The following is a 21,384-nucleotide window of genomic DNA, read 5'->3' on the forward strand; positions in this document are numbered from 1 at the left end:
CGTGAACACGTCTGAACAGTTCACCTTCGAGCCGACCAACGAAGAGTGGCGGAGCGCGAGGATCGCTCGCGGACAGCTCCGGGACCAGCGGTTTCAGCTGCCCACCGGCGTGACCGATGTGATCTTCGACCGGGCACGACTGGTGAACGTGGACTTCACCGAGACGCGGTTCGTCGGCTTCAACGCCTACGGCAGCGAGTTCGACGGATGCGACTTCTCCGGCGTCGCCTTCGAGCAGCCATTGATGGGCAGCACCGGCACGGGCATCGGTGGACAGAAGTGGGACGGCGCCACATGGCCGCAGACTGTCTACCGCGACTGCACCTTCCGCCGCACCCGCTTTGCGGAGCGAACCTACTTCGGCAACGTGCGGTTCGAACGATGCGTGTTCGACGGATCCCGGCTACGGGAGCAGACGGCCACCTTCGAAGCCGAGTTCGTCGACTGCGTCTTCCTCGGCCGCGTACGGAACATGAACTTCTGGGGCCGCCCGACCGAGCATCAAGACGTGCTGGGCAGGGAACACAATGAGTTCACCGGCAACGACTTCACCGCCGCCGAGCTCGACTACGTCGCCTTCCGCCACATCGACCTGCGGGCCCAGCGCTTTCCCGGCCTGCCCGGCTACGCGCTCCTCGACCGGATCACCGAACGGGCAAGGTCAGTGCTGGCGTTGGCCGACGGCTGGGCGGATGAGCGGCACCGCAAGGAGGTCCACTCCGCGCTGGAGTTCCTCGCCGACATGGCACGCGAATGGAACGATGACCAGGCCCTGGTGAGCCCGGCGCGAATGGGCCGCAAGCTGCCGCCCGCCCTCCGGGAAGAGCTGTTCGACGCGTTCAGGCGCACAACCAGCGATACATCCCCTGATTGAGCCGCCTCGCCTGGCGGGCCAGGTCCCGCACGGCGGTGATGCGTTCGACCTCGTACTCCTCGAGCAGTTCGTCCTCGGCATATTCGCGCAACCGCGCATCGTCCACCTCGGCGAGCGCGGCGACCGTCTCCGGCGCGATCCGCTCCACGCCCGCCGCTTCGCCGTCGTCCGCGACGACCTCGCTGTCGCCGAACTCGCTGAGATCACGCCCGCTGATCTCAGCGACCAGCGCGTCGAGCTCGTCAAGCCAGCCCTTGCAGTCGACATACGGCAGGTTCGCGGCTCCCGGCCCGCCGGACAACGCCTCCCGGGCCACCTGCTCAGAGTCCGCAGTGAAGTAGTCGACCAGAACACCCATGGCCGATCACCTTATCGATCAAGCCCGCATCAGCACAGAGAACCTTCCAGACTTGCTCGAGGCCACGCGAGCGGACAGCTGCTTGACAGTGTCCATCTGGTGGAACAGCCGCTGCATCGATGCCGCTGCAAAGCAACCGCGCCGGTCCGCGCGCCCCTGCCGCGAGCGTCAGCCGTGAGCTGATGCGGGGTCGGCGAGCCATCGGTCGAACCACGCGCGGGTGCGCCGCAGCACGTCGATCTGGTGGTTGCGCTCCTGGATCACGTGGCCTTCTCGCGGATAGACGACGAACTCGTGCTCGACTCCGAACCGCCGCAGAGCGCGATGGAAGTAGACGGCCTGGCTGACCGGCACGTTCGTGTCGTCCTCGCCATGCAGGATCAGCACCGGCGTGCAGACCTTCGAGGCGTGGGAGATGGGGCTGAGCCGGTCGTGCCGGTGCGGGCCTGTCCCCTCCCAGCCGCAGCTCCCGCTGAGCCCGGCCTCCAGAGTCCCCCAGTCACCGGTCGCGACGAGCATGCCCCAGTCGCTGATGCCGGCACCCATGACGGCGGCCTTGAACCGGCTTGTCTGCCCGACGGCCCAGGCGGCCATGAACCCGCCGTGGCTCCACCCGCCGATCCCGAGCCGGTCCGGATCGGCGATGCCGTCAGTGATCAGCAGGTCGATGCCGCTGACGATGTCCCTCCATTCATCCATGCCGGCCGCGCCCGCGACGGTCGCCGCGAAATCATGGCCGTGGCCCTCGCCGCCCCGCGGATTGGGCAGGAAGACCGCATATCCTGCGGTCGCAAGCCACTGCCCCGACGGGATCACGCCGAGCATGAACCGGTCGGCATGTCTGTCGTACGGGCCGCCGTGCACCAACGTGATGAGCGGAAACGGGCCGTCGCGACGGCTCCTTCCGGCCGGCAGGATCAGCAACCCGTCGAGATCGAGCCCGTCGGAGGCCTTGTACGAGAGGCGCTCCTGCCTTCCCCACCTGATCCCGCGCAGCTCCGGCCTGGTGTCGCTGAGCCGTAAAAGCCGATCGGCAGGCGAGCCGGCGTGGACATTCATCGGCTCGTACGCCGTGCTCGCCAGCGCGGCAACGACCTCGCCCGAGTGACTCGCGGTGAGTGAGACGGCCAAGCCCTCCAGAGAGGACATCGGCTGGAACCGCCGTGTCTCGAGATCGAGCCGGCAGATCGAGGTGTCGAGCCCGTCGGCGAACAGCGCCAGCGGCAGTCCATCCGCAACCTGTGCCAGGTCAGCTGGGCAGACGGTCATGCCGCTGGTCAGGTTGCGATGCTCGCCCGCCGCGCCGGTCTCGGGCACGGTGAGGTCGAAGACGGCGCGACCCCCGACCGGCCCGGGCGGGGTCGTCGCCAGGTAGCACAGGTGCCAGCTATCTCCCTCAGCGTTCCACCAGGTCGGCGAGGACGCCACCGACACCCCACACCTTGGCGTCGTCGCGTTCGGCCGTCCTGCGCTCGTCCTCATCGGTTGGCGGCTCCGCGGCCACCACCGCGACCAGCCGGCCGTCGGTGAGGGGAAGGTAGCCGGAGATCCCGCTCTGCCAGGTGGTCAGCGTCGTGGCTTCGCCGCCGTCGAGCGATATTCGATGGATCTGGATGGTGCCGCGCTGCACCCGATCCGATCCGAAGAAGAGCGAGGCTGAATCCGGCGCCCAGCGCGGAGCGAAGTCTTTCGCCGTTCCCGCGGTCAGCTTCCTGGGCGATGAGCTTCCGTCAGTCGCGGCGATCCAGATGGCACTGCTCGGATGGTCGTCTGTCCGCGCGACAGGGGCGACCGTGTAGGCGACCCAGTGGCCGTCCGGTGAGATCGCCGGGTGCAGCGGCAGGGCACCGTCCACGAGCAGTTGCGGCGTGACCTCACTCATCGAACCCGTCTCCCGGCGTCAAAGGTAGTGATCGACATAATGACGATCATGCCTGCAGTCTCGCGACATGCACGGCGGATACCTCTGATCGCGGGCTGGGCTTCTCACTCATTCGACTCTCCGGTCCTCCTCACGCGGGGGATAGGCGAATGTCTGGGGACCGGTCCAGCCCTCTCCGACGATGCGGTAGTCGTGCGAGGCTTCGCTGGCGGCGTGGTGAGGGCCGACGTCGACCGTGTCGGCGGTCGACCAGGCTCCGTTGACCCGCTGCTCGACGACGTAGAGGAACTCGTTGAAGCCCAAGGAGGAGGAGACGAACCTGTTGACGATGGTGAGAGAGCGTCGGCCTGCGGTCAGGGTGCGCGGGATTTCGACGACCTGATCCCTCCACTTGTAGGTGCTGTCGCCGGGCAGCTCCCGCCACACCCCGGCCGGTTCCCCGTTCACGGTGATGGTGGCGTGTTGCGAGGCGACGCCTACGTCCAGGCGGCGGATCAGGCGTACGCCGGTGTTGGCCGGATCGACGGACACGGTGAACCGGCTCGACCCGCCGGGGCCGAACGCACGGCCATCGTCGCTCACGAAGTGGCCGGGACCCACAGAGCCGCCGGCATCGCGTGGCGATGCCGCCCGCTGATCGATGATGACGCTCACGACCAGTGCTGCCAGCACTCCCAGTACGGCCGACACGACGGCTCGACGCCGGCCTCGCCCGAGGACGCCGGTCGGCCCCGCCTGGCCCGGCCCGGCCGTCTGGGCGGCAGGCGCCGCGCCGCCGGGGGTTTCGATCTCGCGATCCTCCTCCCTCCCTGCGGGCATGCGGCTGACGCGCAAGCGCTCCCACGCCCGTTCCCAAGCCGGAAGCTGATCCTCGGGCACCTGGCACGCCCGCAGGAAGGCCACCATCAACGCCTTCTTGGGAAAGCGCCGCCCGGCCAGCATGTCCGCGCACGTCGCCCGCGGCAGGCGGGTACCGCCCGCCTTGTCCGCCCGCAGCTGCAGCTCCCGCAGTGAAGTGTCGGCCCGCGCGAACTGCTCGGCCAGCAACTTCACCAGATCCTCGTGACAGGTCACGGACTCCAGCTGGGATGGGGGCGCCTGCCTGACGGCCCCGGAACCCTGGTCGCCTTCCGGATACTCGCTCATCGCCGCCAGCCCTTGTCCTTTCTGCCCGGGCCGTTCCGCCTCACCGACCCGTACTTGACGCAGAGTTTACAAGCGATGACGCAGAGCGTCCGAGAAGTGCCGGCAACGGCGGCCTGCCGTCCAGGTCTGGCCATCGGATGGCTCGACTTCGGACGAGTCCGTCCGCGCCCCTGTTGGACACCTTGCACACGCGGCTTCGCTGAGTCTCGACGCGGCGAACCCGCCGCACCTGTCGCAACAGAAAGGCAGACCACCACCATGATGATCCGCAATCGCGCGGCCGGCGCGCTGCTGACCGCGGCCCTGTTCAGTGCCCTTTGGGGAGCCGGGATCCCCGAGGCCGCCACCACCACGGCCCTGGCGGCCACGGCGGCGGAGGAATGCGGGGTCCGCAGCGACGGCAGGCTCTACTGCCGCAACACCCCCAACGTCACCCTGTCCTACGACGCCTCCTACCAGACCGCGGAGACCGGCGTGCTGAAGAGCAGCTTCAGCTGGTTCCAGTGCTGGGTCGAGGGCGGCCCGCACGCGGGCGGCAACAGCATCTGGTACCTGGCCGCGGGCGACGAGGCGGTGCCGCCCTACCGCGGCTGGGGCTTCCTGCCCGCCGTCCACGTGGCCACCGCCCATGACCCCGCGCCGGGACTGCGCGAGTGCACCTCGGCCGACTACGACCTCATCGGACCGTGACGCCCTCACGATCCGCATCCCCGAGAACTACACCGAATGAGGCGCCACAGATGAACAAGCACCAAGCCATCTCCACGGCCATCGCCATCGCGGCATTCGCGCTGCTCGGGCTCACCCCGGCCACTGCCACTGCCAGTGCTGCCGCCCCCTGCGGAGTCGACCCGCACGACGGAAGGCTGCACTGCAGCAACGAAGGCGGCGTCCCCGTGTTCCACGAGCCCCGGCCCGTCGACGCGGTGGACTTCCTCGACACCACGCAGAGCTGGTTCACCTGCTGGACGCAGGGAGAACTCCACACCGGCGGCAACACCACCTGGTACGGAACCGTCGGCGACAGGTTCGGCAACTTCGGGTACGTGCCGGCCTCCGCGGTGCACACGCCCAGCGCCTTCGACGCCGACCCCGGCAGGTACGGCCTGCGCAGATGCTGACCCTGCCCGCCTGAACCGGTAACCCGGCCAACGCCGCCTTGCCGCAGGCTCGACGATATCCCCGGTGCGGCAAGCGCCGGGGATATCTGAGGACGGAATCAGGGCGGGCGAGCACCACGCACCAGTGATCGCGATGACCGGCCAAGCTCAGAGCAGCCGCCGTTGCACGACGTCGGCGAGCACGGTGGTCACGAGCTTGTGGACGGTGGCCGTGGTCGGCGGGTCTTGGTGGCGGTCTGCGAACAGCAGATGCCCGCCTCCGACCAGGGAGAGGGTGAGTGACTCGATGTCGGCGTCGGCCGCGATACGGCCCAGTTCGCGCTCGTCGGCCAGGTAGGTGGAGACGGCGGTCGCGACCTGGGCGAGGATCGCGATGCCGCCTCCGGGCCTGGCCTGCCGCAGCCGTGCGCGCAGCTCGTCCCGGAACGTGATGAGCGGGATGATCGCCACCGGGACCGGTCCGAACAGGGTGGTCAGTGCGCCGGTGATGTTGTCGGCCACCGTGCCGGTGCCGGCGGCCTCGTGCAGCGCACGTGCTTGGGTCTCGAGCTGTGCGGCGCGGTCGAGCACGAGCTCGGTGAGGAAGGCGTCGAAGTCGGGGAAGTGCCGGTGCAGGACGCCTTTGGCGCAGCCTGCCTCGTCGGTGACGGCACGGCTGGTCAGCCCGTTCGGGCCGTCGCGCAGCAGCACGCGTTCGGCGGCGTCGAACAGTTGCTGTCGCGCGTCGCGAAGGTGCACCCCAGTCGGCACTGACCGATCCTCTCGTACGTCAGTCGTCGGCATCCGTTGCTTAGTGGGCGCTTGCCCACTAAGGTGAACGCATGCCCACTCTACCGCGAGAGCAACCAGAACCAGCGCAGTTGCATCAGGCCCGACGGATGGCTGAGTCGTTCGGCATGGACGCGCAACGCTACGACCAGGCCCGACCCGGTTACCCCGATGCCTTGGTGGCGCGGATCGTCGCCGGGAGCCCAGGACCTGACGTGCTCGACGTCGGCTGTGGCACCGGCATCGCGGCCCGCCAGTTCCAGGCCGCCGGCTGCGCCGTGCTCGGGATCGAGCCGGATGCGCGGATGGCCGAGTTCGCGCAAGGCCGCGGCCTGCAGGTCGAGGTGGCGACCTTCGAAGCCTGGGAGCCGGCCGGCCGGAGGTTCGACGCGGTGGTCGCCGCCCAGTCGTGGCACTGGGTGGATCCGGTCGCCGGCGCCGTGAAGGCGGCCCAGGTGCTGCGCCCGGACGGGCGCCTGGCGATTTTCGGGCACGTATTCGAGCCGCCTGCCGAGGTGGCCGAGCCGTTCGCCGCCGCTTTCCGCCGGGTGGCGCCCGACTCGCCGTTCGGCAATCAGCCGGCTCGACGTCCGCTCGACCTGTACCGAGCGGGGTACGCGAAGTTCGCCGACAAGATCTGCGAGACCGGACGGTTCACCGAGCCGAAACAGTGGCGATTCGACTGGGAGCAGTCCTACACGCGCGACCAATGGCTGGACCTGCTGCCCACTACCGGCGGTCTCACCCAGCTCCGTCCCGATCAGCTGGCCGAGATACTGGACGCGGTCGGAGGTGCGATCGACGCGCTGGGGGGCCGCTTCACGATGCACTACACCACGCTGGCGGCCACCGCCGTACGCGCCGGCACCTCTTGATCCGTTGCCGCTCGGTCGCCGCCGCCGGTCAGGCGCGCATGTTGGCGCCGCCGTCGACGGCCCACACCTGGCCGTTGATCCATTCGGCGTCGTCGGACAGCAGGAAGGCGACGACTGCGGCCAGGTCGCTCGGGCGGCCCAGCCGGGTGGTGGGGACGTGCTCCAGGAACATCTTCTGGAGCTGGATGTCGTTCTGCGCCACCTGGGTCTCGCCCATGACCAGGCCGGGCATCACGCCGTTGCAGCGCACCCCCTTGGGGCCGTAGCGCCCGGCGATGTGGCGGGTGAGCGCGTTGACCGCCGACTTCGATGCCCCGTAGGCGGGGCGCTTGCGGTCGCTGGCGCTGACCGCGGCGCCGGAGGAGCAGTTGACGATGCTGCCGCCGCCGTTGTCCAGCAGGTGCGGCAGGACGGCGCGAGCCGTACGGACATAACCCACGACGTTGACGTCCAGGGTCCGTTCCCACACGTCCAGGTCGGTGTCGAGCAGTGACGTGTCGCGCCCGAGGTTGCCCGGCGACAGGTCCGCGCCGACGTTGAACAGGCCGTGCACGGTACCGAACTCCTCCACCGTCCTGGCGACCATCGCGTTGACGGAGTGCTCGTCGGCGAGGTCGAAGTGCACCGCGATCGCCGAACCGCCGGCCTCGGTGATCGTGGCGGTGGTGGCCTGCGCGCCGGACAGGTTGATGTCGCCGACGACGACGCCGGCGCCTTCCTCGGCGAGCCTGATCGCGGTGGCCGCGCCGATGCCGGTCGCCCCGCCTGCCACGATGATCGCCTTCTCCGTCAAACCACGCATTGTCCGCTCCGATCGATCCGGGCGCCCCGCTGCTCCTGGCGGCGCGCCTACGTCGTGATGGAGGCCGGTGGCGCCCGCCGTCCGGCCGGCCGAACCGTACACATATGTACGGTTCGACCGCCGCTAAACGTACAATCATGTACGGTTCGTGGCAAGCTAGGGTTGGACCGTGCGTGAAAGTGGGTCGCAATTGACACGGAAGGACGCCGCCCGCAACCGGGACCGGCTGCTCACCGCGGCCCGGCGGATGTTCGCCGATCACGGTCACGACGTCGCGCTGGAGGAGATCGCCCGAGCCGCAGGGGTGAGCCGCACCACGATCTACCGCAACTTCGCCACCCGCGAGGAGCTCGCGGCCACGGTCCTCGCCGACAACGTCGCCCAGATCGAGCGCCACGCGGCCGGACTGCGGGAACAGCCCGACGGCGCGGTCAAGCTGTTCGACTTCGTCCTGGACATGCAACTGGACAACCGCGGCCTCGCCCAGGTCCTGTCCGGCGCCGACCTGCAATGGTTCATGGAGCATTCCCGCCGCATCGCGGCCTGCTTCGAACCTCTCCTCGACCACGGCCGCGCGGCCGGCCTCGTCCAGCCCGTCGTCGACGTCGACGACCTGATGCTCGCCATCTCCATGGGCGAGGCCGCCGTCAACACCAAGGACACCGCCCAGCGCGACAGCCGCCACAAACGCGTGCGGGAAATGCTGCACCGCGCCCTTTTCACCCGCTGACGGCCGCCCTCGGCGGGTCACGGGTCACGGGACATGAGTTGCGCTGCGTTGCGAAACGAAGATGCAGAACGGGTGTCCAGCCGGGTCGGCGTACACACGTAGCGGCTCCTCGGCGTCGTCCACGCGGTCCAGCAGCAGCCGGCCGCCGAGGCGCAGGACGCGTTCATGCTGTGCCAGCAAGTTCTCGACCGACGTCACGGTCAGATCCAGGTGCAACTGCTGGGGCACCCGGTCGTCCGGCCAGGTTGCTTCAGGGAGCCGGTCGACCTGCTGAAAGGCCAGGTGCGGAGCGCCGTCCGGGGTCCTCAGCACCAGCCAGTCGCGCCCCCGTTCGTCGTCGCCTCCCGCGTCGGGCGGCTCATCGCCGGGTCGGTAGACGAGGCCAAGCAGGGAACGGTAGAACTCCGCCAAGGCCCTGGCGTCGGTGCAGTCGAGCACCACCTGGCACAACCTGGGCCTGTTGTCCTGATCGGCCATCCGAACGCCCCTCCTTGTGATCGTTTCCGCATATGCCGTCATGTTCTCTGCACGCGGCGTCTGGGTTCAAACGCAAGAAGAGCTCAGTCGGGCCAGCGCCCGCCGTTCTCCCAGAAGGCCCGCACCGACTCCAGTGGCCGTTCGCGCGTCTCCGGCGCGAGGCGCCACAGGAACACCCACGCCAGCGCCGCGAACCCCAGCAGCACCCCGAACGTCCCCGACGCGCCGAGCGACTCCAGCGAGCTGAGGAAGAACTGGGCGACGAGGAAGTTCGCCACGAGGTTGCACGTCAGCATCACCGAGGCCCCGGCCAGCCGCAGCCGCGCGGGAAAGCTCTCGGCCGCGTAGACCCACACCACCGACCCCAGGCCGGCGTTGAACGCCGCGGTGAACAGCAGCACCCCCGCGAACCCCGCGGCACCCCGCCCCTGGTCCGCCAGCGCCCATACGAGCACCAGATCGGCAACCACCATCCCCGCCACCCCCGCGAGCAGGACCGGACGCCGCCCCAGCCGGTCCACCAGCGACAGCGCCACCAGGCCGGCCGCCAGCCCCACCCCCTGCACGGCGGCGGGCAACAGCAGCAGCGCCGCATGCCCCGTGAACCCCATGCCCGCGAAGATGAACGGCCCGTAGTACCCGATCGCGCTGATCCCGGTGATCTGCACCAGGAACCCCAGCGCCACCACGAAGGCGGTGGCTCGCAGGTAGGGCAGCCGCCACAGCTCCCGCGCCGATCCGCCGCGCTCGGCCTGCCACGAGGCCCGCATCTCCGCGACCGCCTCCGCGAAGTCGGCCCCAGGCTCGGTGCGGCGCAGCGCCGCCTCGGCCTCCGCGAACCGCCCCTTCGAGACGTACCACCGCGGTGTGTCCGGCACCCCCCGCAGCGCGACCAGAGCCAGCACTCCCAGCCCCGCCGCCCCACCCAGCATCCACCGCCACGCCCCGCTGCCCGCCAGCAGGAAGTCCACCAGATACCCCAGCATGATCCCGGCGACGGTGGAGACCTGGAAGACGACCACCATGCTGCCCCGGCTCCCGGTGGAGGCCGACTCACCCAGGAACACCGGCACGGTCACCAGGACGACCCCGATCGCCACCCCCAGCAGAAACCGCGCCACATCGAGCCACACCAGCCCACTGGCTGCGGCGGCCAGCAGCGCGAACGCGACATACCCCACGACCGATAAGGTCATCGCCGCCTTCCGTCCCACGGCCTCCGCCAGCCTGCCGGCTCCCAGCGCGCCCACCAGGTATCCCGCGATGGTCACCGCCGTCAGGCTCTGCGTCGCCGGTGTCGACAGGCCCAGGTCGTCCGGAATGAACAGCAGTGCCCCCGCGATGGCGCCCGAGTCGTACCCGTAGATGACGCCCATCGCGACCCCGCACAGCACCAGCCTCCCGGAAACAACCGCCATCGCCCCGCCTCTCTGCTTGATCCGGCCAATCCCGCTTCTCTAACCCGCAAGGAACGGCCGTAACGAGCACCGGGATGACATCGCGGCGGGCTTGCCAACGCTCGGGGCGTCACAGGATGTCGGGGTCGACGGCTTGTACGACGGGCGTCGAAGTCGGCGACGTGGTCGTGGGTGACGCATGATGTGGTTGCAGCTGGGTCAGGCGGTCTTGACGGCGGACAGGTCGAACTCGAGCGTGATCTTGTCGGAGATCATCACGCCGCCGGTCTCCAGGACGGCGTTGTAGGTGATGCCGAAGTCCTTGCGGTTGATCGCGGTGCTGCCCTCGAAGCCGGCCCGGGTCAGGCCCTGGGCGTCGACCGCGGTGCCGGTGTAGGGGGATGGTGATCTGGCGGGTGACGCCGCGGACGGTGAGCTGTCCGGTGACGTCGAAGCTGTCGCCGTCAAGGTGCTTGATCTCGGTCGAGGTGAAGGTGATCGTCGGGTGGGCGGCGGCGTCGAGGAAGTCGCCGGTGCGCAGATGGTCGTCGCGGAGCTGGTTGCCGGTCTGGATGCCGGCCACGTCCAGCACCACGTGGACGGTGGAGGCGGCGGGGTCGGCGGCGTCCAGGTGGGCGGTGGCCTCGCGGACGGGGATGCTGCCGCGCACCTTGGTCACCATCGCGTGGCGGGCGCAGCCGCCCCCCGGCACGTGGCGGGCGTCCGCGAGCACCTGATCGACCTGCTCACCCCGGAACAACTGCGGCAACTCGCCGACATCAGCCAGGTCCTGCTCGACCACCTGACCGAGGGGGACCGTACTGGCGAACACCGGCGGCCCCCTTCAAGGTGACAGCGCTTACTTGCTCTGGAGCTTCCCCAGCGGCTGGGGGTCTTCCTCCAGCGCGGAGCTCGCCGCCTGCCAGCTGGTGTCCTCGGGGTAGAGGGCACTGCGCAGGTACGCCCAGGTGAGCTGCTGGATCAGGGCGACGCGTTCGGGGCTTTCGTCCGTCGTCTCCGCGACCTCGTACCCGGGGATGCCGCCGAGCGAGTGCTCTGCGTCGAACAGCGTGAGCAGGCTCTTGCTTCCCGGGCTGAGGAAGTAGGGGTCGGTGAACCAGTCCGGCCCCCGGGTGGACAGCGCGGACTGGTCATGGTCCCCGGCGACTATGAGAGCCGGCGCGGTCATGTGGTCGAAGGACGGCTTCATGAAGGGGAGGTGCTCGGCCGCGAACGGAGTCAGATCGTCCCCCCGACCGGGCAGGGCGAGCAGCACGCCCGCCTTGACCCGAGGGTCGGACAGGTCTTCACCGGGAACGCCGTCGGAGCCGAGGACGCGCGCGCCCAGCAGCGTGCTCGCGGTCTGGGCTCCCCAGGAGTGGCCGGCCACGGCGATGCGGCGGCGGTCCAGCCGCCCCTTGAGGCCCGGCACGGAAGCTTCCAACTGGTCGAGCTCGTCGAGGACACGCTTGAGGTCCTCGACGCGGAAGCGCCAGATGCGCGGCGTACGGGGGTCGTCGGCAGGGAGGCCGAGCGTCCTCGAGTCGAGGTGGGTGGGCTGCACGACCACGAAGCCGCGGGCTGCCCAGAAGTCGGCCAGGGGGGCGTAGCCGTTCATCGACCAGCCGAAGCCGTGGGAGAAGACGATGATGGGCAGGTCGCTGCCGGTCGCGGGGGCGGACACGCGGACCTGGAGGTCCTCGCCGCGGTCCGGGGCGGACAGGACGACCGGCTTCGCGGAGACGACCGTGGTGGGGGTGTTCGCGAACTTCTGCGTGTTCGCGGTGGGGGAGTTCGACATGGACGTGCCTTCGTTTCGGTTTCTTCGGGTGGGCCGGCCGGTGGGCCCGTGCGGGTGGTGACCGCGCGCGGCTTGGTCATCGGCCCCTGATCTGGCATGATGAGCAAACGGGACCGTGTCCCGTTTTGACGATACGGGACGTTGTCCCGTTTAGCAATCCGGGTGGCGGAGGAAACGGCGTGGTGAACGACGGCGACCGCGGCGCAGGGCACGCGGCCCAGCCCAAACGGGCGGACGCCCGGCGCAACAAGGAGACTCTGCTCGACGCGGCCGCCGCGATCTTCGTGGCGTCAGGCGTGGAAGCGCCGATCCGCGACATCGCCGCCGAGGCCGGGGTCGGGACGGCCACGATCTACCGCCACTTCCCGACGCGAGCGGATCTCATCATCGCCGTCTACCGGCACCAGGTCGAGGCCTGCGCCGAGGCCGGTCCGGCCCTGCTGGCCGGCAGCGCGACCCCTTACGCCGCGCTCCGGCAATGGATCAACCAGTTCGTCGACTTCCTGGTCACCAAACACGGTCTCGCCGCCGTGCTCCAGTCCAAGGACGCCGGCTTCGACGCGCTGCACGCCTATTTCCTCGACCGCCTCGTACCCGTCTGCACCCAGTTGATCGACGCCGCGGCCGGTGCGGGCGAGATCCGCCCCGGCCTGGAGGCCTACGAGCTCATGCGCGGCGTCGGGAACCTCTGCATAGGTGCGGAGAGCGATCCCCGCTACGACGCACGCCGGCTGGTCGAACTCCTCATCGCAGGACTGCGTCTACCGCACTGACCCGAGTCAGGGAGTTCTGGGCCGTTACAGCAGGGTTCCTCCTGAGGCGTCCAGCCAGTGGCCGGTCACCCAGCGGCTGTCGTCGGAGGCCAGGAAAGCCACCGCGCCGGCGACGTCCTCGGGGGTGCCCACGCGGCCCATGGGTGACAGCGACGACAGCCAGGCCAGCGCGTCCCCGACGAGCCTGCCCTCGTGCATGTCGGTGTCGATGACGCCGGGCGCCACGGTGTTGACGGTGATCGCGCGTGGGCCGAGCTGCTTGGCGAGCGTCGAGGTGAGCACGTCGAGCGCGCCCTTGGACATGGCGTAGCTGATGGATCGGGGCATGGCCGAGCCGCGGGTCAGCATCGTGGAGATGTTGATGATCCGGCCGCCGTCGCGCAGCCGGGGCAGCGCGAGCTGGGTGATGAAGAACGGGGCGGTGGCGTTGACCGCGAAGATCCGCTCGAACTGCTGCCTGGTCACGTGCTCGATGCCGGGCTCGTCGTTGAGGATGCCCGCGTTGTTGACCAGGATGTCCAGCTCGTCGGCCCGCGCGTCGAAGGCGGCCCACAGGCGTTCGGCGTCGCCGGGGGTGCCCAGTTCGGCCCGCAGGCAGAAGGCCTGTCCGCCTGCCGCCTCGATCGCGGCGACGGTTTCCTTGGCGGCTTGCTCGTTGCCGCCGTAGTGGACGGCGACGCGGGCGCCGTCACGGGCCAGGCGCAGGGCGATGGCCCGGCCGATGCCCCTGCTCGCGCCGGTGACGAGGGCGGTCTTGCCGTGGAGCGTGTGCATGGTGCCTTCCTGCAGAGTCAGGTGAAGATGAGGCGGACGGAGGTCACAACGCCTCCAGGGCGACGGCGCTCAACTACCGGATCACGTTGCCGGCCGGACGCCCTTCCAAGCGGGCGGTCACCTCGATCAGGGCGAGAGTGGCGCGCTGATCGGTCCCGGACGGGACGTCAGGTCCGAGGCCGGCCGTCCGAGATCTCCGACTGGAGAAAGTCGAAGGTGGCCAGTTCGTTCACGGTCTCTTGAAGCTGGCTGATGCGGGCGCGGCCCATCCGGACGAGCTCTTCACCCGCGGCGACCCACTGGTCGAGATCGTGTGAGAGGGGCGGGATGCCGGCGAGGATGTCGGCGCTCTCCTTGAGGGTGATCCCCACGCGTTGCGCGGCGAGCGCGAGTCTGATCCGGCAGATCGCGTCGACGGTGAAGCGGCGGGCGTTGCCGCTGCTCCGGTAACCGTTGATCACACCGTAGCGCTCGTAGAAGCGGACCGCGTTGGCCGTCACCCCAGCGGCCCTGGCCACCTGCCCGACCGTGAGTGAGGCCTGGCTCGCCTCGCGGCCGGAGTGCTCGGTGGTGGTCATGGCACACGTCCCGCGTTCACTGACGACTCTTGCCGGTCCAGTATCGCCGAAGCTCGGCGTGGGGAGCGCAGACGTACGACCAGAGCAAGCGACATCACGACGATGGCCGCCGCTTTGGTCAACCGCAGGGAATCCACGATCGTGGCCGCCGTTCCCGGGCCGGTCAGAGCCGCGAGCGACCCGCCGCCGGTCATCGCGGCGGTCAGCATCGCGAACAGCGCGCTGACCGCCACGGTGCCCATGCCGTTGGCGATCGTGGTCACCAGCGACAGGAGCGCGGAACCGGAGGCCAGGTCGGAGCCGGTGAGATCGCGGCTGGAACTGGACATCGTCGGCATCATGATCGCGCCGGTGCCCGCTCCTTGGAGGAGTCCGAGCAGACCGAGCGCCAGGTACGGGGTGTCCGGCCGGAGGATGGCCACCTGGACGAGGCCGGAGCCGATCGCGACGCCGAGCCCGGCGCCGACGACCAGCCGGGGACCGAGCCGCTCCAGGAGCCGGGCAGCGATCTGCAGGCTGATGTACATGCCGACCGCACCGGGGATCGTCAACGCGGCCGTGACCGACGCGCTGTCGGAGCGGAGCACCTGCACATAGGTCGGCATCAACAGAGCCGAGCCGAAGTAGGGGGCCGCATACAGGGCGAGGACCGCGGCGCCCCGGCCGAATGTCGGGTTCCGCAGGAGACCGACCCGCAGCAGCGGTTCAGGATGAGTCAGCGCGCGCGCCGAGAACACCGCGACCGACACCGCGCCGACGGCGGCCGTGGCGATCCGCACCCAGGCCGGGCCGTCCTGGGCGCTGACGCCGTAGGCCACCGCGACAATGCCCGGGACCAGCAGCATCGCTCCGGCCAGGTCAAGCCGGACCCGCCGTCCGTGTGCGGCATCGGCCGGTAGCCAGGCCAGCGTGCCCGCGGTGCCCAGCAGCGCCAGCGGCACGGTGATGAAGAACAGCGCCCGCCACGAGCCGGCGCCCAGGAGCAACGCGCCGAGTACCGGGCCCAGGATCGGTCCGATGAGCATCGGCAGGCCGGTGACCGTCATCATCCGGCCGCGGCGTTCGGGCGCCACCGCGCCGAACCCGATCGCCATCCCGAGCGGTGTCATCAGGCCACCGCTGAGACCCTGCGCCGCTCGCGCGGCGACCAGCCAGCCCAGGCTGTCTGCCGCGCCGGCGGCGGCGGAGGCGACCGCGAAACCGGCCAGCGCCCCCAGGTACACGCGACGGGCTCCCCATCGTGCGGCAAGACCGGCGGCCAGCGGCATCGTCGCGACCATCGCGAGCGTGTACGCGGTGATGATCCATTGGGCGGCGGTCAACGACGTACCGAACGTCGCCATCAGTTGCGGCAGGGCCACCACGACGATCGTGGCATCCAGCACCGCCATCAATCCGCCGCACGCCAGCACGGTGGCGGCGCGCAGCTCCGGTCCTGTCAGCCTGGTCATGCCCGACCGGCCAGATCTGTGACCCGATGGGGGCGCAGCGCGCACGCCCACGTACGCAGCTCGTTCATCATCACGTGCAGCGCCTGCACCGTGCCCGTCGGAGGAGCAAAACGGCCGTCGGCGTCAAGACGCTCCCATGCCATCGGCAGCAGGACCGACTCGCGGACAGTGGTGGCCCGCAGCTCCGGGAAGACCGCCCGCAGCTGCTCGACGGCCCTGATGCCGCCGGAAGCGCCGTATCCGACGAACCCGACCGGCTTGTACGCCCACTCGGTGAAGTGCCAGTCGATCGCGTTCTTCACCGGCGCAGGGAAGCTGTGGTTGTACTCCGGTGTGAGGAACACGAATCCGTCGGCGTCCGCGAGGCGGCTCGCGATCGGAGACGCAGCAGCCCCGCCCGGCTGCATCTCGTGCATCGGCAGCGAGACCGAGGCCAGGTCGATCATGTCGAGGTCGAGCCAGTCGATCGCGGTGAGTTCCTGCTCCAGCCACGCGGCGAGCGGATCAGCCAGTCTGGGCCTGCGCACGCTCCCGATCACCACGGCGATCCGGAGCCGGCCATTGACGTTGTCTTCTGTCATGGCGTCGACGCTAGATATTCGCCTATAGGCGAACTCAAGTCGATCGGCGGCCACCGGCCATGATCGCAGCGTCCGTTTCTGGCGCGTGGGTGTGCGGTGGGTCGGCGGTGGGCCGTTGCGATCAGGCGTCGCAGTGCGGCATGGGCGGGTGAGTCCCAGGTGGGCCTGCGGTCTGGACGTCGGAGGGTGCCGGTGAGGGCACGGATTGCCGCCCCCGAGGCGCTGCGGTTTCTACGATCTCAGAATCTCACGCTGCACGTCACTCTCGTTGAGAGGGTGTATATGTTGGAGGGCGCATAGTAAATAGCAAACACGTGGGTACGCCTTTCTGTCCATGCTCGACCTGTACGCGCTCGGCCTTCTTCGTGAGTGAATTCTTGCCGTCATGCCGAGAGCCGATCAGGACAATGACGGGACATTGGCCGGACATATGTCATCGGGGGCAGCAGACGGCTCGGCTGCCGGTTCCTGCGAATATCGAGACAGGTGCCACCCTGGGAAACGTCGAAGCCGTACCGGATTTCTGCCGTGCCCGCTCCCTCGGCCCGCACAGCGCTAGCATCGGGTCCCATGATCGTATGGCTCAACGGCACCCATGGGGCAGGCAAGACGACGACCAGTGCACTTGTGCAGCCGCTGATTCCGGATTCACGGGTGTTCGACGCCGAGAAGGTCGGCGAGACACTCATGGACATCACGCCAGGGCTGCCCGCGACGGGCAATTTCCAGCACTGGCCGCCGTGGCGGCCACTCGTGGTCGAGACCGCCCGCCGCGTGCTCGACTACACCGGCGGCACTCTGGTGATCCCCATGACGGTCCTGGTCGAGCAGTACTGGCGCGAGATCAGCACGGGCCTCGCCCAACATGCCATCCCGGTAAGGCACTTCGTCCTCCACGCTGACCAAGACACCCTGCGCGGGCGCATCGAGGGGGACACCCTTCTTGGCCCCTCCCCATTCCGCCTCGAATACCTCGAGCCCTACGCCGAGGCGGCCCGCACGTGGCTGCACGATGAGGCCGAGGTCGTGGACACCACGCACCTCACGCCCGCCCAGGTCGCCCTCCAGATCGTAGAGGCCGTCAAGAGTTGAGGGTTCGCCCGCCAGGCGAAACAGCCCCAGGTGGCGGCGGCTTCGTCATCGGCGTCGTCCTTCCCGTTGATGGCGGCTACGTCGCCGCTGACCAAGCCGGCGGCGCTCGATGGTCGCAATCACGTCGCGCACTCTTCAGACCGCTCTCCGCGCGGGGGAGCGCCACATGTCGCAGCCGTCCTTCCTGCGAACCGGTCTCACCTGGGCGGATGCCCGGGAAGTGGGCAGCGGACACGACGTCGAGGGCCGGCACGCGCAGGGCCATGACGACACAGGCCGCCCGGCCGGCAGGCTCCTGCGGATGCGCTCGGCGTCGTGCTCGCTGCAGCGCTACGGACCGCTACCGGACACCGGCAATCGACGGTGAACGTCGGTGCCGTCGGTCATGGTCGCGGTAGGAGTTCGAGGGTGGTGGCTCGGGCCTGGGCGGCGACCATGGGGCCGACATAGGTGCCGCCGTAACGGTGGTACTTGGTGTGGTACGCGGCGTCGATCCGTTCGTTGATGCTGGGATCGTTCTCCTCGGCCAGGGTGACGTCCTTGTCGATGCCGCCGGCGGCGATGTGGGCGTGGTGGCTGGCTCGGGCGGTCCGGTACCAGGCGCCGTCGCTGCCCCGGTAGGAGCGGATGTAGAGGTGGTCGCCGTCACGGACGACCCAGATGGGCACCGGTGTGCGCGGCGTGCCGTCGTTGCGGACGGGCGCGATCTGCAGCTCGTCCGCTGTGCCGATACGGTCGAGCTCGTCGCTGGTCCATGAAGCCATGACGGATGTCCTTCCCTCTGGTGGTACTGGGCCGGTGACGGCGAGGTCATGGGCCGGTCATGCGTTCGAGGTGTTCGGGGTAGCGGGCGCTGCCGTTCGTCTGCAGCGGTGGCCTCGTGACGCTTGTGGTCAGTCCGCGCACGTAGGTCCTGCCGTCGTGGGGGCGGGTCTCAGCAGTCGGCTCACGGCTGCGGCGGCCAGCGAGGTCACGGCGGCGATGAGCAGGCTGGTGCGCAGGCCGTGCAGGAAGCCGGTCGGCTGGGCGAGCATCGCGCCGAAGACGGCGATGGCCAGGGCGCCGCCGACCTGCCGGCTGGTGTTGAACACACCGCTGGCGACCCCGGCACGATGGGACGGTACGGCGCTCAGCAGGGCGGCGGTCATCGGCGGCATCACGAGCGGACCGCTCAGCCCGATCGGGACCATCAGTGCGGCCAGGGCCCAGACCGGTGTCGAGGCGGGCACGAGGGCGAGGACCGCCAGGTCCGCCGTCATGAGGGCCAGGCCGATGGTGACAAGTGCCCGGGCGCCGACCCTTTCGGTGATGCGTGCGCTGAAAGGGGTCAGGACGGCACCGACGAGCATCATCGGGCCGAACGCCGCTCCGGTGGCCAGGGCCGACAGGCCCCGCATTTGCTGAAGGTACAGGCTCATCACGAACGGCAGCCCGTAATAGCCGACGATGAACGCGAAGCCGACGGCGACGCTGACCGTCACGGTGCGGGAAGCGAACAGGTCCAGCGGCATCATCGGGTGGCTGCCGCGTGCCTGGGCAGTGAGGAAGGCGGCGAGCGCGACGGCCGCCACCGCGAACGCGGCGATCACCCGGGGCGCGGCGAAACCGGCGGCACCGGCTTCGATCGCGCCGTAGGTCAGCCCGCCCATCGCCAGGACCGCGGCGACCTGGCCCGCCCAGTCGAAGGGGACGCGCCGGTGGGGCGAGCGCCGCGTACGCGCGAGCAGGATCAGAGCCGCCGCGGCGACGGGCAGGTTGATGAAGAAGATCAGCCGCCAGGTGAGCAAGGTCAGCAGTCCGGCCAGGACGGGGCCGCAGGAGGAGGCGACGGCGCCGCCCATCGCCCACATCGCGACCGCCCGTCCCCGCCGGAGCGGGTCTGGGTAGGCGTGGCCGATCAACGCCATCGATGAAGGCATCATCACCGCGGCCGCCGCGCCCTGGACGAAGCGGGCGGCGACCAGCGCGCCCAGGTTCGGCGCCAGGCCGCAGGCCGCCGAAGCGAGAGCGAAGATCGTCAACCCGATGCCGAAGGCGCGGCGCGCTCCGACGCGGTCGGTCAGAGAACCGGAGGTCAGCAGCAGCGCGGCGAACATCAGCGTGTAGCCGTCGACGACCCACTGCAGCCCGGTGATGCCACCGCCGACGTCGTGCCGGATCGATGGCAGGGCGACGTTGACGATGACGGCGTCCAGGGTGATGACGAAGAAGCCGAGCACGGCGGCAGCCAGCGCGGCGCCGGCAAAGGAACGTGACTGGTCGGCACCGGCGTCGGTGGTCGGGGATACGGTGCGCGGAGTGGACATGCGATGATCTCTTCGCAATGGAGGGCGGACAAACGGGCGGGCTGCTCGGGGCTGAGGCCACACCGTGGATCGCAGCCGGTCGGCTGTGGCTCAGAAGGTGAGCACCACCCGTCCCCGCAGGCCGGCCGCCTCCATCAGCCGGTGCGCTTCGGTGGCCTGTTCGGCCGGCAGGGTCCGCGCGACACGCGGGGTGATCCGGCCTTCCTCAGCCAGCTGCCGGAGGCGGTCAAGCTTGGCGTGTTCACGGGCGTACCGCGGCACGAACGTCGTCTGGGTCACGATGCCGCGTTCACCGGACACCTGGACGCCGCGTCTGCGATCGCTCGGAACCCGTCCACCTTGGCCAGCTGGACGGCGTAGCCGCCGACGGCACCGGTCGATCCGGTGACCGCGACGGTGGCACCGACAGTAAGGTCAAGCAGGTCCAGCGCCATACGGGCCGTCAGGCCGCTCATCGGCAGGGTGGCGGCCTCGATGTCGGTCGTGCCCGCCGGAACAGGGACCACCGACTCGGCGGGGACGACGAGGTGTTCCGCGTATGCTCCGTGCGTCCCGGAGATGACCGCGACGGCCATGACATGATCGCCCACGCTGAGATCGCTGTCGACTCCCTCACCGACCTGCTCGACCACGCCTGCCGCGTCCATCCCGGGTATGTAGGCTGGCTCGGCGTCGGAAACGAAGGCGATTCCCCGGCGCACCATCGTGTCGACCGGGTTGACGGCCGCCGCATGCACCCGGATCCGGATCTCGCCCGGCCCGGCCTCGGGAACCGGAAGTTCCAGGACCCGCAGCACGTCGGGGCCGCCGAACTCGGTCAGTCCCACAGCTTTCATAAAGAACCACTCCTGGAAATCTCCGGGCCGGATGGCCCTCAGCGGCCTGGTCCAGGGCAGGGTCACGTGGAAGACCTTGCCCGGGCCGATGGTCCGGTTGCGGATGAGGTCGATCAGGGCCGCGCAGGTGGAATCAGGGGCGTGTGCGTGGGCCGTTGTAGTCGGCGTCGGCGACGTGCTCCAGCCAATCGACCTCGTCGCCCTCCCACAGCGCGATGTGGGCCATGAACCGGTCGGGGGCGGCGCCGTGCCAGTGCTCTTCGCCCGGTGGGGTCCAGATGACCTCGCCGGGACGGGCCTCGACGATCTGCCCGCCACGGGACTGGATCAGGGCGACGCCCTCGACGATGTAGAGTGCTTGCCCCAGCCCGTGGCTGTGCCAGGCGGTGCGCGCGCCGGGCGCGAAGCGGACCATGTTCGCCCGGGCCCGGGACGGGTCCTCACCCCGGTAGAGCACGTCCGCCCAGGCATCGCCGGTGAACCACTGCTCGGGCAGCTTCATGGTGGCAGGCTGCTGCACAATCTCCATCTGAACTCCTGTAATGGTGCCGGGCCTGACGGGCAGAACAGCGGGATTGCTGCTGTCAGGCAGCCGGGCCCGATTCCTCGACGACGCTCTTCAGCTGGGCGACCGCGCTCATCGCGGTGGGCCGGCCATCCCCGAACCGCACCTCATCGGTCAGTTCCACCAGCTTCGGCGCGAAGCCGCCGAGCACGCTCCGGCTGCCCTTCTGCGTCATCGTTTCTGCCTTTCCCTGGGCC

At 69.6% G+C, this 21,384-nt stretch carries 27 protein-coding genes and 1 pseudogene; 7 read left to right on the forward strand and 21 right to left on the reverse strand.

Translation table 11 applies throughout. The annotated features are described in order from the left end of the window. Nucleotide 1: 1 nt before the first annotated feature. On the forward strand, nucleotides 2-874 hold the full coding sequence (locus tag AB0J64_RS19765; RefSeq protein WP_364028609.1) for a pentapeptide repeat-containing protein: 873 nt from the start codon (nucleotides 2-4) through the stop codon (nucleotides 872-874). Here the strand turns inward: AB0J64_RS19765 and AB0J64_RS19770 are convergent. From AB0J64_RS19770 to AB0J64_RS19785, 4 genes are all read right to left on the reverse strand, one after another. After that, nucleotides 840-1,232: a hypothetical protein gene (locus tag AB0J64_RS19770; RefSeq protein ID WP_364028611.1), complete on the reverse strand. Its 393-nt coding sequence runs from the start codon at nucleotides 1,230-1,232 to the stop codon at nucleotides 840-842. The two genes, AB0J64_RS19765 and AB0J64_RS19770, sit on opposite strands and share 35 nt — an antisense overlap. 168 nt (nucleotides 1,233-1,400) lie before the next feature. Then, the gene (locus AB0J64_RS19775; protein ID WP_364028613.1) at nucleotides 1,401-2,660 is read right to left on the reverse strand and encodes a prolyl oligopeptidase family serine peptidase; all 1,260 of its coding nucleotides are present in this window, start codon (nucleotides 2,658-2,660) and stop codon (nucleotides 1,401-1,403) included. Next, entirely contained in the window at nucleotides 2,629-3,114 is a 486-nt protein-coding gene (locus AB0J64_RS19780) for a hypothetical protein (protein WP_364028615.1), read from the reverse strand. Before AB0J64_RS19780 ends, AB0J64_RS19775 begins: the two co-directional genes overlap by 32 nt. 108 nt (nucleotides 3,115-3,222) lie before the next feature. Continuing rightward, nucleotides 3,223-4,260: a hypothetical protein gene (locus AB0J64_RS19785; protein WP_364028617.1), complete on the reverse strand. Its 1,038-nt coding sequence runs from the start codon at nucleotides 4,258-4,260 to the stop codon at nucleotides 3,223-3,225. Nucleotides 4,261-4,518: 258 nt separating this feature from the next. On the opposite strand from AB0J64_RS19785, the gene AB0J64_RS19790 reads away from it, so the two are divergent. Continuing rightward, nucleotides 4,519-4,950 carry a hypothetical protein gene (locus tag AB0J64_RS19790; protein WP_364028619.1) on the forward strand — a complete coding sequence of 144 codons (432 nt, stop codon included), beginning with the start codon at nucleotides 4,519-4,521 and terminating at the stop codon, nucleotides 4,948-4,950. Nucleotides 4,951-5,000: 50 nt separating this feature from the next. Continuing rightward, on the forward strand, nucleotides 5,001-5,381 hold the full coding sequence (locus AB0J64_RS19795; protein ID WP_364028621.1) for a hypothetical protein: 381 nt from the start codon (nucleotides 5,001-5,003) through the stop codon (nucleotides 5,379-5,381). A 147-nt stretch (nucleotides 5,382-5,528) separates the two neighbouring features. Here AB0J64_RS19795 and AB0J64_RS19800 read toward each other — a convergent pair whose 3' ends face one another. Further along, nucleotides 5,529-6,131, reverse strand: coding sequence for a TetR/AcrR family transcriptional regulator (locus tag AB0J64_RS19800; protein WP_364028623.1), 603 nt, complete (start codon nucleotides 6,129-6,131; stop codon nucleotides 5,529-5,531). Between the two features lie 128 nt (nucleotides 6,132-6,259). On the opposite strand from AB0J64_RS19800, the gene AB0J64_RS19805 reads away from it, so the two are divergent. Then, nucleotides 6,260-7,024, forward strand: a complete 765-nt coding sequence (locus AB0J64_RS19805) for a class I SAM-dependent methyltransferase (RefSeq protein ID WP_364028625.1) — start codon at nucleotides 6,260-6,262, stop codon at nucleotides 7,022-7,024. A gap of 28 nt (nucleotides 7,025-7,052) precedes the next feature. Here AB0J64_RS19805 and AB0J64_RS19810 read toward each other — a convergent pair whose 3' ends face one another. Further along, nucleotides 7,053-7,826, reverse strand: a complete 774-nt coding sequence (locus AB0J64_RS19810; protein WP_364028627.1) for an SDR family oxidoreductase — start codon at nucleotides 7,824-7,826, stop codon at nucleotides 7,053-7,055. Nucleotides 7,827-8,016: 190 nt separating this feature from the next. Here AB0J64_RS19810 and AB0J64_RS19815 point away from each other — a divergent pair, with 190 nt between their 5' ends. After that, on the forward strand, nucleotides 8,017-8,556 hold the full coding sequence (locus AB0J64_RS19815; RefSeq protein WP_364028628.1) for a helix-turn-helix domain-containing protein: 540 nt from the start codon (nucleotides 8,017-8,019) through the stop codon (nucleotides 8,554-8,556). 24 nt (nucleotides 8,557-8,580) lie between these two features. On the opposite strand, the gene AB0J64_RS19820 is transcribed toward AB0J64_RS19815, so the two are convergent. The 5 genes and pseudogenes from AB0J64_RS19820 to AB0J64_RS19840 form a co-directional block, all read right to left on the reverse strand. Further along, the gene (locus AB0J64_RS19820; RefSeq protein ID WP_364028630.1) at nucleotides 8,581-9,033 is read right to left on the reverse strand and encodes a VOC family protein; all 453 of its coding nucleotides are present in this window, start codon (nucleotides 9,031-9,033) and stop codon (nucleotides 8,581-8,583) included. A gap of 83 nt (nucleotides 9,034-9,116) precedes the next feature. Further along, entirely contained in the window at nucleotides 9,117-10,451 is a 1,335-nt protein-coding gene (locus AB0J64_RS19825; RefSeq protein ID WP_364028632.1) for a sugar porter family MFS transporter, read from the reverse strand. Between the two features lie 198 nt (nucleotides 10,452-10,649). Then, nucleotides 10,650-10,898 carry a YceI family protein gene (locus AB0J64_RS19830; protein ID WP_364028634.1) on the reverse strand — a complete coding sequence of 83 codons (249 nt, stop codon included), beginning with the start codon at nucleotides 10,896-10,898 and terminating at the stop codon, nucleotides 10,650-10,652. Continuing rightward, nucleotides 10,876-11,112 (reverse strand): annotated as a pseudogene (locus AB0J64_RS19835) (YceI family protein); the annotation flags it as partial. The gene AB0J64_RS19830 and the pseudogene AB0J64_RS19835, both read right to left, overlap by 23 nt. A gap of 177 nt (nucleotides 11,113-11,289) precedes the next feature. Continuing rightward, the gene (locus AB0J64_RS19840) at nucleotides 11,290-12,231 is read right to left on the reverse strand and encodes an alpha/beta fold hydrolase (protein WP_364028636.1); all 942 of its coding nucleotides are present in this window, start codon (nucleotides 12,229-12,231) and stop codon (nucleotides 11,290-11,292) included. A 182-nt stretch (nucleotides 12,232-12,413) separates the two neighbouring features. Here AB0J64_RS19840 and AB0J64_RS19845 point away from each other — a divergent pair, with 182 nt between their 5' ends. Continuing rightward, complete coding sequence (locus AB0J64_RS19845) at nucleotides 12,414-13,004, forward strand: TetR/AcrR family transcriptional regulator (RefSeq protein ID WP_364028723.1); 591 nt, start codon at nucleotides 12,414-12,416, stop codon at nucleotides 13,002-13,004. A 24-nt stretch (nucleotides 13,005-13,028) separates the two neighbouring features. On the opposite strand, the gene AB0J64_RS19850 is transcribed toward AB0J64_RS19845, so the two are convergent. The 4 genes from AB0J64_RS19850 to AB0J64_RS19865 all read right to left on the reverse strand — a co-directional run bounded on the left by AB0J64_RS19850 (nucleotide 13,029) and on the right by AB0J64_RS19865 (nucleotide 16,388). Then, nucleotides 13,029-13,778 (reverse strand): SDR family oxidoreductase, encoded by a 750-nt coding sequence (locus AB0J64_RS19850; RefSeq protein ID WP_364028638.1) that lies wholly within the window; start codon nucleotides 13,776-13,778, stop codon nucleotides 13,029-13,031. A 167-nt stretch (nucleotides 13,779-13,945) separates the two neighbouring features. After that, a complete protein-coding gene (locus AB0J64_RS19855; RefSeq protein WP_364028640.1) occupies nucleotides 13,946-14,356 on the reverse strand; it encodes a MerR family transcriptional regulator in 411 nt (136 codons plus the stop codon). Beyond that, the gene (locus AB0J64_RS19860; protein ID WP_364028642.1) at nucleotides 14,353-15,807 is read right to left on the reverse strand and encodes a DHA2 family efflux MFS transporter permease subunit; all 1,455 of its coding nucleotides are present in this window, start codon (nucleotides 15,805-15,807) and stop codon (nucleotides 14,353-14,355) included. The genes AB0J64_RS19855 and AB0J64_RS19860 overlap by 4 nt, the downstream gene beginning before the upstream one ends. Continuing rightward, complete coding sequence (locus AB0J64_RS19865; RefSeq protein WP_364028644.1) at nucleotides 15,804-16,388, reverse strand: NAD(P)H-dependent oxidoreductase; 585 nt, start codon at nucleotides 16,386-16,388, stop codon at nucleotides 15,804-15,806. Before AB0J64_RS19865 ends, AB0J64_RS19860 begins: the two co-directional genes overlap by 4 nt. 570 nt (nucleotides 16,389-16,958) lie before the next feature. On the opposite strand from AB0J64_RS19865, the gene AB0J64_RS19870 reads away from it, so the two are divergent. Further along, nucleotides 16,959-17,480, forward strand: coding sequence for an ATP-binding protein (locus AB0J64_RS19870; RefSeq protein WP_364028645.1), 522 nt, complete (start codon nucleotides 16,959-16,961; stop codon nucleotides 17,478-17,480). Nucleotides 17,481-17,863: 383 nt separating this feature from the next. Here AB0J64_RS19870 and AB0J64_RS19875 read toward each other — a convergent pair whose 3' ends face one another. From AB0J64_RS19875 to AB0J64_RS19900, 6 genes are all read right to left on the reverse strand, one after another. After that, entirely contained in the window at nucleotides 17,864-18,244 is a 381-nt protein-coding gene (locus tag AB0J64_RS19875; protein WP_364028647.1) for a DUF2255 family protein, read from the reverse strand. Between the two features lie 129 nt (nucleotides 18,245-18,373). After that, a complete protein-coding gene (locus AB0J64_RS19880; RefSeq protein ID WP_364028649.1) occupies nucleotides 18,374-19,786 on the reverse strand; it encodes an MFS transporter in 1,413 nt (470 codons plus the stop codon). 90 nt (nucleotides 19,787-19,876) lie between these two features. Next, nucleotides 19,877-20,086: a zinc-binding dehydrogenase gene (locus tag AB0J64_RS19885; RefSeq protein ID WP_364028651.1), complete on the reverse strand. Its 210-nt coding sequence runs from the start codon at nucleotides 20,084-20,086 to the stop codon at nucleotides 19,877-19,879. Then, a complete protein-coding gene (locus AB0J64_RS19890; protein ID WP_364028653.1) occupies nucleotides 20,062-20,688 on the reverse strand; it encodes an NADP-dependent oxidoreductase in 627 nt (208 codons plus the stop codon). The genes AB0J64_RS19885 and AB0J64_RS19890 overlap by 25 nt, the downstream gene beginning before the upstream one ends. A gap of 67 nt (nucleotides 20,689-20,755) precedes the next feature. After that, a complete protein-coding gene (locus AB0J64_RS19895; protein ID WP_364028655.1) occupies nucleotides 20,756-21,151 on the reverse strand; it encodes a cupin domain-containing protein in 396 nt (131 codons plus the stop codon). Nucleotides 21,152-21,206: 55 nt separating this feature from the next. After that, nucleotides 21,207-21,362 (reverse strand): hypothetical protein, encoded by a 156-nt coding sequence (locus tag AB0J64_RS19900; RefSeq protein WP_364028657.1) that lies wholly within the window; start codon nucleotides 21,360-21,362, stop codon nucleotides 21,207-21,209. Nucleotides 21,363-21,384 lie beyond the last annotated feature (22 nt).

The sequence above is a fragment of the Nonomuraea sp. NPDC049695 genome (genome assembly GCF_040674955.1).
In the GTDB taxonomy this organism is placed as follows: domain Bacteria; phylum Actinomycetota; class Actinomycetes; order Streptosporangiales; family Streptosporangiaceae; genus Nonomuraea; species Nonomuraea helvata.

Excerpts from the sequence above, each read along its gene's own strand:
- AB0J64_RS19840 (WP_364028636.1), bottom strand. The coding sequence starts at position 12,231 with ATGTCGAACTCCCCCACCGCGAACACGCAGAAGTTCGCGAACACCCCC.
- AB0J64_RS19770 (WP_364028611.1), bottom strand. The coding sequence starts at position 1,232 with ATGGGTGTTCTGGTCGACTACTTCACTGCGGACTCTGAGCAGGTGGCC.
- AB0J64_RS19880 (WP_364028649.1), bottom strand. The coding sequence starts at position 19,786 with ATGTCCACTCCGCGCACCGTATCCCCGACCACCGACGCCGGTGCCGAC.
- AB0J64_RS19900 (WP_364028657.1), bottom strand. The coding sequence starts at position 21,362 with ATGACGCAGAAGGGCAGCCGGAGCGTGCTCGGCGGCTTCGCGCCGAAG.
- AB0J64_RS19865 (WP_364028644.1), bottom strand. The coding sequence starts at position 16,388 with ATGACAGAAGACAACGTCAATGGCCGGCTCCGGATCGCCGTGGTGATC.
- AB0J64_RS19895 (WP_364028655.1), bottom strand. The coding sequence starts at position 21,151 with ATGGAGATTGTGCAGCAGCCTGCCACCATGAAGCTGCCCGAGCAGTGG.
- AB0J64_RS19805 (WP_364028625.1), top strand. The coding sequence starts at position 6,260 with ATGGCTGAGTCGTTCGGCATGGACGCGCAACGCTACGACCAGGCCCGA.
- AB0J64_RS19790 (WP_364028619.1), top strand. The coding sequence starts at position 4,519 with ATGATGATCCGCAATCGCGCGGCCGGCGCGCTGCTGACCGCGGCCCTG.
- AB0J64_RS19855 (WP_364028640.1), bottom strand. The coding sequence starts at position 14,356 with ATGACCACCACCGAGCACTCCGGCCGCGAGGCGAGCCAGGCCTCACTC.
- AB0J64_RS19825 (WP_364028632.1), bottom strand. The coding sequence starts at position 10,451 with ATGGCGGTTGTTTCCGGGAGGCTGGTGCTGTGCGGGGTCGCGATGGGC.
- AB0J64_RS19780 (WP_364028615.1), bottom strand. The coding sequence starts at position 3,114 with ATGAGTGAGGTCACGCCGCAACTGCTCGTGGACGGTGCCCTGCCGCTG.
- AB0J64_RS19875 (WP_364028647.1), bottom strand. The coding sequence starts at position 18,244 with ATGGCTTCATGGACCAGCGACGAGCTCGACCGTATCGGCACAGCGGAC.
- AB0J64_RS19870 (WP_364028645.1), top strand. The coding sequence starts at position 16,959 with ATGATCGTATGGCTCAACGGCACCCATGGGGCAGGCAAGACGACGACC.
- AB0J64_RS19860 (WP_364028642.1), bottom strand. The coding sequence starts at position 15,807 with ATGACCAGGCTGACAGGACCGGAGCTGCGCGCCGCCACCGTGCTGGCG.
- AB0J64_RS19810 (WP_364028627.1), bottom strand. The coding sequence starts at position 7,826 with ATGCGTGGTTTGACGGAGAAGGCGATCATCGTGGCAGGCGGGGCGACC.
- AB0J64_RS19785 (WP_364028617.1), bottom strand. The coding sequence starts at position 4,260 with ATGAGCGAGTATCCGGAAGGCGACCAGGGTTCCGGGGCCGTCAGGCAG.
- AB0J64_RS19850 (WP_364028638.1), bottom strand. The coding sequence starts at position 13,778 with ATGCACACGCTCCACGGCAAGACCGCCCTCGTCACCGGCGCGAGCAGG.
- AB0J64_RS19795 (WP_364028621.1), top strand. The coding sequence starts at position 5,001 with ATGAACAAGCACCAAGCCATCTCCACGGCCATCGCCATCGCGGCATTC.
- AB0J64_RS19820 (WP_364028630.1), bottom strand. The coding sequence starts at position 9,033 with ATGGCCGATCAGGACAACAGGCCCAGGTTGTGCCAGGTGGTGCTCGAC.